The sequence below is a fragment of the Mycobacterium kyogaense genome, assembly GCF_003254575.1.
Classification (GTDB): Bacteria; Actinomycetota; Actinomycetes; order Mycobacteriales; family Mycobacteriaceae; genus Mycobacterium; species Mycobacterium kyogaense.
This window is the reverse complement of record NZ_QJUA01000016.1, coordinates 61,456-73,019: the sequence shown is the minus strand read 5'-3', so window position 1 is coordinate 73,019 and position 11,564 is coordinate 61,456. Positions and strand designations below refer to the sequence as shown.

The 11,564-nt window shown below is 68.6% G+C and carries 8 protein-coding genes; 4 read left to right on the top strand and 4 right to left on the bottom strand.

What is annotated here, in order from left to right:
- The first annotated feature begins 32 nt into the window (after positions 1-32).
- From DMB80_RS13385 to DMB80_RS13370, 4 genes are all read left to right on the top strand, one after another.
- Positions 33-308, top strand: a complete 276-nt coding sequence (locus tag DMB80_RS13385) for a DUF7162 family protein (protein ID WP_046365213.1) — start codon at positions 33-35, stop codon at positions 306-308.
- Positions 305-1,900, top strand: a complete 1,596-nt coding sequence (locus tag DMB80_RS13380) for an alpha/beta hydrolase (protein ID WP_111510290.1) — start codon at positions 305-307, stop codon at positions 1,898-1,900. The genes DMB80_RS13385 and DMB80_RS13380 overlap by 4 nt, the downstream gene beginning before the upstream one ends.
- Before the next feature lie 110 nt (positions 1,901-2,010).
- The gene (gene mgtE / locus DMB80_RS13375; protein WP_111510289.1) at positions 2,011-3,396 is read left to right on the top strand and encodes a magnesium transporter; all 1,386 of its coding nucleotides are present in this window, start codon (positions 2,011-2,013) and stop codon (positions 3,394-3,396) included.
- A gap of 195 nt (positions 3,397-3,591) precedes the next feature.
- Positions 3,592-5,136: an LCP family protein gene (locus tag DMB80_RS13370; protein WP_111510320.1), complete on the top strand. Its 1,545-nt coding sequence runs from the start codon at positions 3,592-3,594 to the stop codon at positions 5,134-5,136.
- Positions 5,137-5,141: 5 nt separating this feature from the next.
- Here the strand turns inward: DMB80_RS13370 and DMB80_RS13365 are convergent, their stop codons facing one another.
- Genes DMB80_RS13365 through DMB80_RS13350 form a run of 4 tightly spaced genes read right to left on the bottom strand, consistent with a single transcriptional unit; the run spans position 5,142 to position 11,539 of the window.
- A complete protein-coding gene (locus DMB80_RS13365; RefSeq protein ID WP_111510288.1) occupies positions 5,142-6,995 on the bottom strand; it encodes a putative nucleotidyltransferase substrate binding domain-containing protein in 1,854 nt (617 codons plus the stop codon).
- Positions 6,970-8,493, bottom strand: coding sequence for a GMC family oxidoreductase (locus DMB80_RS13360; protein ID WP_111510287.1), 1,524 nt, complete (start codon positions 8,491-8,493; stop codon positions 6,970-6,972). Before DMB80_RS13360 ends, DMB80_RS13365 begins: the two co-directional genes overlap by 26 nt.
- A complete protein-coding gene (locus tag DMB80_RS13355; protein ID WP_111510286.1) occupies positions 8,486-10,021 on the bottom strand; it encodes an APC family permease in 1,536 nt (511 codons plus the stop codon). Before DMB80_RS13355 ends, DMB80_RS13360 begins: the two co-directional genes overlap by 8 nt.
- 27 nt (positions 10,022-10,048) lie before the next feature.
- On the bottom strand, positions 10,049-11,539 hold the full coding sequence (locus tag DMB80_RS13350; protein ID WP_111510285.1) for an aldehyde dehydrogenase family protein: 1,491 nt from the start codon (positions 11,537-11,539) through the stop codon (positions 10,049-10,051).
- Positions 11,540-11,564: the final 25 nt, after the last annotated feature.

Below are 11,564 nucleotides of genomic sequence, written 5' to 3'. Positions count from 1 at the left end.
GGACGAGGGGTGCCGGAGTGCCAGCATGAGCCATGGGGGAAATCACGCGGGTCGACCTGCAGCGCCTGATCGAGCTCGCCGACCGCATCACCGGGATCGCCGACGACATCGAGGCGCTGCGTTGCCCGACTCTGGACCCGTCAGCTCTGCCGGGGTCGGCGGTGGCCGACGTGGCCGGCGCTGCGGCACTCGTCGACGAGTTCGACGACATGGTCGCCGGGCTGCGGGGGTGGGCCCTGGCGGCCCGCCGGTCGGCTGAGGCGTTCGACCGTGCAGACCGTGCCGGTAGCGACCGGCTGGGCGGGTGAACGCTCCGACGCTGACGCAGGCGCAGGCGTGGCGGCCGGGAGCACTCGCCGAGCTCGCGCAAGCCTGGGATGCTGCCGCGCGGCGAGTCGACGACGCCGCGGACGCCGTCGTCGCGTTGACCGAGGCCAGCCGCGAGCACTGGGCGGGCCACGCGGCCGACGCCGCGGCAGAGCAGGCCCGCCGACTCGCCGCCGCGGGCGCCGACCGGGCCCGGGCGCTCATCGCGGCATCCGTGGCGTCCCACGATGGTGCCGGCCAGATCGCCACGGCCAGAGGCGATCTGCTCGAGCTCGTGGAGACCGCCCGGCGCGACGGCTTCGTCGTCGCCGACGACGGTTCGGTGCGCCACACCGGTACCGCGGACCCCATGCTGGTCCTGCTGGCCGGTGGAGACGTGGGCGCGGCTGCGCAGATGCTCGAGGTGCGCGGCGCCGACCTGCAGAGTCAGATCGCCGCGGCTCTGGCCCGACTGGCCACTGCTGACGAGGACGCCGCCGCCGACATCACCAGCGCGCTGGGCGCCGGCGGCGCGACCGATCCGGCCCCGACAGCGCCGGCCGACCCGGATGGCATGGTGCGTTCGTGGCCGCGGATGGGTCAGGACGCGATCGCAGCCCAGATCGCGGCGATGACGGCCGATCAACGCGACCGGCTGGTGCACGAGTTCCCCAAAGAGGTCGGCAACACCGACGGCGTGCCCTGGCCGCTGCGGATGGCCGCGAACCGGGTCAACATCGCCGAGGCGATCCTCGCCGAGTCCGGCGCCGACGACGGCTCGCGGCGTCGACTGGCGCTCTATCGCGACCTTCTCGCCGAGGTCGATGACCCGAACCATGCCGGCGGCCGCATCCGACGCCAGATCCTCGGTTTCGACCCGGCCCGCGCGTCGCTGATCGAACTGCACGGCGACCTCGCCTCGGCGCGCGGCGTCGCCGTCCTGGTTCCCGGGGTCAACACCACGATGGAGGGCTCGGCCGCCAACGCCGCGACGGCGCGTCGATTCGTGACGGGATCCGAGGGCGACGTCGCGATGATCACCTATCTGGGCGGCCCGTTCCCACAGGTCCACAACCCGCTGGCGGTCCTTCTCGATGCGGCCGATCCGGACAAGGCGCTGGACATGGCGCCGCGCCTGGTCGCGTTCAGCGAGGACGTCGAGCGCACCGTGGCCCCGGGCGTGCCCGTGACGGTCATCGGCCACTCCTACGGCGGCTCGATCGTCGGTACGGCCGAGACGATGGGCATGACCTCGGATCGCACGCTGTTCCTGGCCGCGGCGGGCGCCGGTGTCGGCGTCGACGACGCGTCGGAGTGGCACAACCGCAACCCCGCCGTCGTGCGGTTCTCGATGACCGCGCCGGGCGATTTCATCGAGATGGTCCAGGGCATCCCGGGCGGGCCGCACGGCGCCGACCCCGACGAGATGGCCGGGGTGATCCCGCTGGCCACCGGCCGGTACGACGACGGCGGATTCGTGGCCGGGTTCGGCGCCCACAGCGGCATGCTGAACCGGCCCTCGGACTCGTGGCGCACGATCCTGGCGGTCATCACCGGAGACGCCGAGACCTGGCAGCACGCGAAGCTCGGGTGACACCCCGCCGTAGGCGCGCCGCCGGTTGTACAGAGCAAGAACCCGTGGAAAAGGGGTGGGCTATCGTGTCGGCGATTTGTCGCCATTCGATCGAATTCAGGAGCGCAGAGATGCCAGCACGACCGCCCAGCTTCCTGATCACCGACGTTCTGCAGGCCTTCACCGAGGACGGCGCCCACCGCAAGCTCTCAGCGTGGCTGAAGGAGGTGCCCCGTCCGGTTGATCGCGAGCGTCAGTTGCTCAGGTTGTCTGATCCTGAACTGCAACGGCTCGGCGAGCACGCCGATGTCGCCGATATCGTCGACCTACTGGAATCGGTCAACAAGGATGTGGCCGCTCGCCTGCTGGCGGCAATGGCCGCCGCCGACGCCGCGCGGACCATAGATGCGCTCGATACCGACGATGCGGTTGCCATCCTGCGGGAAATCCCGGACGGGTCTCGGGAGTCCATTCTGGCGGCGTTGCCCGTGGACCGCGCCCAACTATGTCGTGGTTTGCTGTCCTGGCCACACGATTCGGTAGCCGCCCACATGGTGCCCGAGACCCTGCGGGTGACCCCCGAGATGTCCGCCGGCGAGGCCATCGCTGCGGTGCGCGACGATGCGGTGACTCTGCGCAGCGACTCGCGCACAGGCGCCTACATCTACGTCGTCGACGCGCAATCCCACCTCTTGGGCGTCGTCGCGTTCCGCGATCTGGTCTTGGCTGATCCGCGGGAACCAGTGACCCGGCTGATGAACGACGACCTGCTGATGGTCTCACCGCTGACCAACGCCGAGGAGGCCGGTCTGGCACTGACGGACTTCAACCTGGTCGCGGTCCCTGTGGTAGACGCCGAGCGCCGGTTGCTGGGCATCCTCACCGAGGACTCCGCGGCCGACATCGCCGAGTGGGAAGCCACCGAAGACGCTGCGCGGCAGGGTGGTTCGGAGCCACTGGACGTTCCGTATCTGAGGGCCTCGCCGTGGCTGCTGTGGCGCAAACGAATTGTGTGGTTGCTTTTGCTCTTCGCCGCCGAAGCCTATACGGGCGCCGTGCTACGTGCTTTCGAGGACGAACTCGAAGCCGTCGTGGCACTGGCGTTCTTCATCCCGTTGCTCATCGGCACCGGCGGCAACACCGGAACCCAGATCACCACCACGTTGGTGCGGGCCATGGCCACCGGGCACGTGCGATTCAGGGATCTGCCGGCGGTGCTGGTCAAGGAGCTCTCCACCGGAGTCCTGATCGCGGCCACGATGGGGATCGCGGCGGTGATCCGGGCGTGGATGCTGGGCGTTGGCCCGGAGGTCACCATCACCGTGGCCTTGACCGTCGCGGCGATCGTGATGTGGTCGGCGTTGGTGGCGTCCGTTCTGCCGCCACTACTGAAAAAGATGCGCGTCGACCCGGCGCTCGTCTCGGCCCCAGCGATCGCGACGATCGTCGACGGTACCGGTCTGATCATCTATTTCCTCATTGCCCACGCAACCCTCTCTCAGCTCAACGGTCTCTGATTCCGCCCGCTGGTGGGCATCACGCCGGGTCAGCACTTCGTGTGCCACGTCACTCGACTGAACTTCGTTCCCACACGTCTGCTATCAGGCGTTTCTCAGAGTCGCCGCAGATAATTTCGAACCGTCATGACACAACGCGAGCCTGCTGAGCTGGTCACGGATGTGCTGCCGCAGGTGAGAGGCCCGCGGCACCGCATGCCGCGGCCGACTGCGTGGCGCCGCGGGCGGGTGGCGCTGCGCGCGATCACCGCACTGCTGGCGGTCGCCACGGTGGTGACCACTGGCATCGGTTGGTCGGTGTACCGCAACATCGCTGTCGGGATCACCACGTCGGAAGCGCTGGCCGGTGCGGCGACATCGACTGGCGGAGACCAGAACATCCTCATCATGGGTCTCGACAGCCGCCTCGACCAGCACGGCAACCCGCTCCCCAAGGACGTGTACGACGCCCTGCACGCCGGCGACGAGACGGTCGGCGGCTACAACGCCAACGTCCTGATCCTCGTGCACGTGCCGGGCGGCAACGGTCCCGTGACCGCGGTGTCGATCCCGCGCGACGACTACGTGCACCTGCACGGCTGCCCCAGTGGCGAGTGCCAGGGCAAGATCAAGCAGGCCTACGGTCTGGCCTACCAGGAGACGATGAACTCGCTCGCCACCAGCGGGTCGGCGTCCGCCGATCCCGCGGCCGACGAGCAGGCCGCCCGCGAGGCCGGTCGCAAGGCGCAGATCAACACGATCAGCGACCTGCTGCGCGTTCCCGTCGACCACTTCATCGAGGTCACTCTCGGCGCGTTCTTCCAGATCGCGCACGTCGTCGAACCGATCACGGTGTGCCTGAACGACGACACCGCAGACGACTTCTCCGGCGCCGACTTCCACCGCGGGATTCAGCAGATCGACGCCGCGCAGACCATGGCCTTCGTGCGGCAGCGCCGTGACCTCAACAACGACCTCTTCACCGACCTGGACCGCACCCGCCGCCAGCAGGCGTTCATCGTCTCGCTGGTGAGAGCCGTGCGGGACGGCGGTGCCCTGTCGAACCCCATCGCGCTGCGACATCTCGCCGACGTGGCCATGCAGAACGTGGCCGTCGACGCCGGATTCGACATGATGAATTTTCTCGGGCAGGCGTCGGCGCTGAGCGACAAGCCGATGTCGCTGTACACACTGCCAATCGGAGAATTCGGTCAGGACTCACTAGGGCAAGACGTGAACATCGTCGACGTCGCGACGATCCGATCGATCGTGCGGAACCTGTTCGAGACCGGTTCACCGAACCCGACTGTCACCGCGGCCCCTTCGCCGTCCGCTGATGAGCCGTCGATCGTTCACGTCGTCAACGCGACCGGACACAAGGGACTGGCAACCAGCGTCGCCGACGAACTGAGTGCCCACGGCTTCACCCGCGGTGACATCGGCACCGCCGACGGGCTCTCGGACACCACCGTCGTCGAGTACGGCCCCGGCGCCGAGCACACAGCCGCCGCGGTCGCAGACGAGTTGCCCATCGCCGTGACGTCCGAATCGTCCTCCGCGGTGCCGCTCAACACCGTCGTCGTCACCATCGGCTCCGACTACCCCGTGAACGGCCATGAGAACGAAAGATCGCCCAGCGTGAGCAGCACGGGCGCTACTGCGAAGGTCACGGCGGTCGATGCGACCGCTACCGGAAATCACGCACCCACGCCGACCGATCTGACCGAGATGTCCGGCGCCGGCATCCCCTGCGTGCGCTGACGGCTTCAGCCCTGGCGCCCCGACAGGCCGACGGTGCCGACCCGGCGTCGCACGGCGGCGATCTCACGCAGCCCGTCACCGAGCTGGCTGCGGTCCAGCGGGGACAGTTCCGAGGACGCGACGATGTCCCCGGGCGGGCGGCCGGCGGTGATCTGCTCGACCTGATGCGCCATCCGCATGCGCTGCAGCATCGTGAACACCTCGGTCAGCGTGCGGGCGTCCCGTTCGGTCAGGGCCCCTGCCTGGGCGGCCGCGGAGAGGCGGGTCGGGGTCGCTGCCGAGGTGACCCCGGCCATGAGCCCGCCCCAGCGCGCGAGGTTCACGATCGGGGTCACGGCGTGGTTCTTCAGATCGAATGTGCCTCCGCGCCGCGACAGCACATCCCGCAGGGAGCGGGTCCGCATCCGGCCCGACAGCGCGTCGAGCAGCTGCAGGCGCAGGGCTTCCGGGTACTGCTCGCGGATGCGGTGATAGGCCGACGGCACGGTGTGCAGACCCGGATCACCCCACACGACGCGGCCGTCGATCAGCAACGAGGAGAACATCAACCCTCGGCCCTGAAGCGGTTCGGCCAGCCAGCCCTGCGCGGCGGTGCGCCACTCCGACTGCGAGCGTGAGAATTTCGGCTTGTCCGCGGTGGCCCCGTTGCGGTCGGTCGGCAGACCTGCCTGCGCGAGCAGCTCGTGGACCTCCGCGGCGGTGTGCCGGAACAGGCCGGCGTGCGCGTCGAGGTCGTCGCGCCACGACACCGCACTGTCGACGTCGGAGGACGGCATCGCCTCCCGGCGCGCGACGCTGCCCAGCGTGAGCCAGGCAAAACCGTCCGGCGGCGGGCTCTCTGCCTGTGCCACAACGATTTCCAGTGCTCGACGCACGAGGCTGTCGACGACCACAGACAGGATGGCGCTCGTCGCGACCGCTTTGGTGCCGCTACGGAACAGGTCGACCGCCGTCCCGGTGACCTGCCGACCCACCTCGCGCAGCTGGGCTGCATCGTCGGCCTGCGCGATCGAGCGTCGCAGCAGAAAGCTCTGCCGCGCAGAGGCGGCCAGCAGGTCGGCGTCTTCGAGGACCCCGAGCACGTCGCCGCGCGGTGTGAGTACCGGCATGTGCCGCAGCCCGCACTCCAACATCTCCATCAGCACGCTGTCGGCCGTCAGATCGGAGGTGACGGTGCGGGCCGGTGCACTCATCACCGACGCGATGGGCACGTCGACCGACCGCCCGGCGGCCACCACCCGGGTCCGTAGATCCCGGTCGGTGAAGATCCCCAGACCCCCGTCGGGCAACCGGATCAGGGCGTAGGACACGTGATGTCCGGTCATCTCGATCACCACGTCGCGCACCGTCTCGCCGGGCTCGACGAGCAGGACATCGCCGTGCACGAGCTCGGCCACCGGCCGGGCGTCGGTGGCCGGCGCGATGGTCGCGCGCTCGGCGGCCCGGTTCCAGCCCGAGGCGGCGAGGAAGGCCAGTCCCGAGGGTTTGGCGAACTGCTGCTGAACCAGGGCACCCGGTAACCGGATCAGCGTGCTGGGCGCCGACGTCGTTGCCCGGAAATCCATTCCGGCGCCGCTGAGCAGCGGCAGGTAGCCGAAGATCCCGCCCGGACCGACGACGTCGATCAACGCGCCGTCGCCGCTGGCCCGCAGCGTGACCAGCCCGTCGCGCACCATCCACACCGCATCGGGCACCCGGGACGCGTAGTCGGCCACCACGACGTCGGCGGGGAACGTCTCGATCGCGGCACCGTCGGCCAGGGCGGTCAGCTCGTCGTCGGTCGCGGCCTGGAACGGGGTGTGCTCGGCCAGGAACTGGGGCAGCGCGGCGCGGTCAGCCCGCTCGGATGAGGTCGGCACACTTCTCCGCCATCGTCATCACCGTGATGTTCGGGTTCACCGCAGGCAGTTTCGGCATCGCCGACGCGTCCACCACCCGCAGCCCTGTGACCCCCTTGACCCGCAACTGCGGGTCGAGCACCGCCATCGGGTCCGTCGGCGCACCCATGCGAGCAGTCGCGGCCGGGTGGTAGACGGTGTTGTGGCACTGGTGGATGTAGTCGAGCAGTTCGTCGTCGGTCGTCGCGTCGGGCCCAGGCGCGAGCTCACGCGCCACCCAGGGCGCCAGCGGCGACTGTTCGGCGATACGGCGGGCCAGCTTCACTCCGGCGAGCATGATCCGGTCGTCGTAACCGTCCGGGTCGGTGAAGTAGCGGGGATCGACACGGGGGCGATCACGGAAGTCGCGGGTGCTCAGCCGCACCGTTCCGCGCGAATGTCCCTGAGTCACGTTGGGCGTCAAGCAGAATCCGTTGTCGGTGGTCGGATACCCGCGGCGCAGCGTGTTCATGTCGAACGGCACGCTGCCGTAGTGCATCATCATGTCGGGTTGGGTCACACCGTCGTCGATCGTGGTGAACAGCCCGATCTCCCACCACTGCGTCGACGTGGTCACCATCGGCTGGGCGGCCTCCCAGAACACCAGACCCTCGACGTGGTCGTCGAGGTTGGCGCCCACCCCCGGGGAGTCGACGCGGACGTCGATGCCGATCTCCCGCAGATGGGCGGTGGGCCCGATTCCCGAGAGCATCAACAACTTCGGGGTGTCGATGGCGCCGGCGGTCACGATCACCTCGCGGCGGGCCGCGATGGTGTCGTACCCGGTCAGGTCAGGGCGTTGATACCGCACGCCGGTCGCACGCAGGGCGTCGTCGAACAGGATCTCCGACACCCAGGTGTCGGTCCGGACCTCCAGGTTCTTGCGCGTCCCGAGGATGGGGTGCAGGAACGCGTGAGAGGTCGAGTTCCGGATGCCGTCTTCTCCGGCGTTGATCTGGAACCACCCGGCACCGTTGCGCACCGTCTCGCCGCGGTTGAACGACACCGTCGGCAGTCCCACCATCGCCGCGGCCTCGAGAACTGATGCGCCGCAGGGATCGTCGGGAGGAACGTCGCGCAGCATCACCGTCTGGGTGAGCCGGTCGACCAGTGGCAGCACCTCGGCGGCGCTCCATCCCGTCGCACCCATGGCCGCCCACTCGTCGAGCGCCTCGGCCGGCGGATGGAAGGCGATGCAGGAATTGTGCGACGAACACCCGCCGAGCACCTTGGCGCGCGCGTGCCGCATGAACGAGTTGCCCCGCTCCTGCGGTTCGACCGGATAGTCCCAGTCGTACCCGGAGTCCAGCAGGTGCATCCAGTCCGAGAGCACCAGGATCTTGTCGTCGCCGACATCGGACGGACCCGCCTCGATCAGGCACACCGTGACGTCGGGATCCTCGGACAACCGGGCGGCGAGCACGCAGCCCGCCGTGCCGCCCCCGGCGATCACGTAGTCGAACACACCCGTCTCAGCCATCGGTACGCGCCTCGGCGACGGTCGCGGCGGCGTGCGACTCGAGCGTTCCGATGTGGTTGCGGCCCTTGACCGCGTACCACAGCAGACCGGCACCGAGGATGACGCCGATGTAGACGAATGCGCCCCAGGTGTTGTACCAGGGCTCGCCGTAGACCGCCGTGCGCGGCCAGGCGAGGTTGACTGCCATCCCGACACCCCACACCACCGCGACGATGTTGACCGGCAGACCCCAGCGACCCATCGTGAAGTAGCCACCCTCCTTCAGATCCGCCGGCGGCCACTGCCCCTGCAACCGCTTCTTCAGCAGCGGACCGGTCACCATCAGATAGGCCAGGTAGATCATGATGATCGCGATCGAGGTCAGCACCGTGAAGATCTTGGGCTGCTCGATGTTGATCACCAGGATGATCACCGAGATCACGCCGATCGTCACCGCGGGGACGATCGGGGTCTGAGTCTTCGGATGCACCGTGGCGAGGCGTTCACCGAAGGGCAGCGCGTTGTCGCGGGCCATCGCGAAGGTGAGCCGGATCGCCGCGGTGTGCACGGCCAGCGTGCAGACCGTCACCGCCACCACGATGCAGACCAGGAAGATCTTGCCCAGCGGTCCCCACATCACCGATTCGACGATGTACTGCAGTCCGCCCGAGCTCTCCCCCAGCTTCGGATCCTCGAGGTTGGGCGCGGCCATCACCGCGAACACCAGGATCGCGCCGCCGATCACGAACGAGGCCAGGATGGCCCGAAGGATGGCCTTGGGTGCGGTGCGACGCGGCTCGACGGTCTCCTCACCGAGCGAGGACGCGGTGTCGAAGCCGTACATCACGTATCCCGACGCCAGCGACGCGACCAGGAACGCGCCCAGGTATCCCATCGACTCCCCGGCGCCGTATCCGTTGGTGGAGAAGAAGATGTCGGGACCGCGCTCGATGTTGACGGCCAGCAGGACCGCGATCAGGACGGCCGCGATCAGCTCGATGAACACGCCCGCACTGTTGATCATCGCCATCAGCCGCACACCGAGCGCATTGACCAGGGTGGTGAACGCGATGAGGATCGTGCCGAGCAGCACCGCGTTGGCGGCGTAGTCGTACTCGCCGGTGCCGTCACCGATGATCTGGAATCCGCTCCACAACCGGGGCAGGTTGAGCTGATAGGCCAGCGCGACCGCCGAGATGGTCACGATGGACGCGGTGAGCATCAGCCATCCCGATGTCCAGCCCACCACCCGGCTGGCCAATTTCTTGCTCCAGTTGTAGACCGAGCCGGCGACCGGGTACTTGGCCGCGAGCTCCATGAAGCACAGGGCGACGGCCATCTGGCCGACGAAGACGATGGGCCAGGACCACAGGTACGCCGGTCCGGCGCTGGAGAATCCGAAGTAGAACAGCTGGAACGTGCCGGTGAGGATCGAGATGTAGCTGACCCCGGCGGCGAAGCTGGCGAACTTGCCGATGCTGCGGTCCAGCGATTCCTTGTAGCCGAAATCCTCCATGCCGCTGTCGTGGTGGGGCTGTTTGATCACCATGATGAGCCTTTCTGAAGGGGACTGCTCTCAGTTGTGGAACCAGCCCGCGGCAGCGGGGGCGGTGTTGTGCCAGATGTGTTTGAGCTCTTGGTATTCGGCCAAGCCAGAGGGCCCGAGCTCGCGTCCGTTCCCCGAGGCGCCGAAGCCGCCCCATTCCGCGGCAGCGGTGTAGTAGCCAAAATCGTTGAGCCACACGGTGCCGTGGCGCAGGGCACGCACCACACGCTCGCCGCGCGCCGCATCCGACGTGCGCACACCGGCGGCCAGCCCGTAGCGCGTGTCGTTGCCCAGCATGATGGCCTCGTCCTCGCTGGCGAACCGCTCGACGGTCAGGATCGGCCCGAAGGTCTCCTCGGTGACGATGCGCATCGACCGGTCGCAGTGGTCGAAGATCGTGGGCAGATAGAAGTAGCCGTCGGCAAGGGCCGGATCGGACGGCCGTGCGCCGCCGCACACCAGCGTTGCACTTTCGGAAATCCCCAGCGCCACATAGCTTTCGACCTTGGCGCGATGCTGTTCGGAGACCAGCGGCCCGGTCTCGCTGGCCGGGTCCATTCCGTTGCCGACGCGGATCGTCGCGGCGCGCTGGGCGAGCGCGGCGACGAAGTCGTCGGCGATGGACTCTTCGAGGATGACCCGGGTACCCGCCGAGCACACCTGCCCGGAGTGCAGGAACACCCCGGTCAGGACGTGGTCGACGGCGGCGTCCCAGTCGCCGCTGTCGCGGACGTCGGCGAAGACGATGTGCGGGTTCTTGCCGCCGAGTTCGAGGGCCACCTTGGTGACGTGCGCGGCGGCGGTCGCGGCGATGGTGCGCCCGGTCGACAGGCCGCCGGTGAACGAGATGAAGTCGACGTCCGGGTTGTCGGTGAGCGCCGCGCCCAACGTTGCGCCGCTGCCCTGCAGCAGGTTCACCACCCCCGGCGGTACGCCCGCCTCGTCGAGCAGCCGGACGAACGCGATGGTCGACAACGGGGTGACTTCGCTGGGTTTGGCGACCATCGTGCACCCCGCCGCCAGGGCCGGGGCCACCTTCCACGACATCTGCAGCAGCGGATAGTTCCACGGCGCGATGAGTACGCACACGCCGATCGGTTCGGCCACCACCCGGCTGATCACCGCCGGATTGCCGACATCGACGAGAGTATCGGTCTCGACGCCGATCAGGCGAGCGTAGTAGCGGAACACCGACGTGACGTCGTCGATGTCGATTCGGCTCTCGGCCAACGTCTTTCCGGTGTCGCGAGTCTCCAGGAGCGCGAGGTCTTCTTTGTCTCGCTGCAGCAACTCCGCGACGCGGTGCAGCAACTCCGAGCGCTCGGACGCCGTGGTGGCGCGCCAGGCCCCGTCGTCGAACGTGGCGCGAGCGGCCGCGACCGCCGCGAGCGCGTCGTCAGGGGTGGCCTCGTCGACCACGGCCGCCACACTGCCATCGGCGGGGTTGACGATGTCGCGAGTGCCGCCGTCGGAGGCGTGCCGCCAGGTACCCCCGATACAGAGGTCAGGTTGACCGTCCATGCCCGCTGCGGCCTCCTCGCCTGGT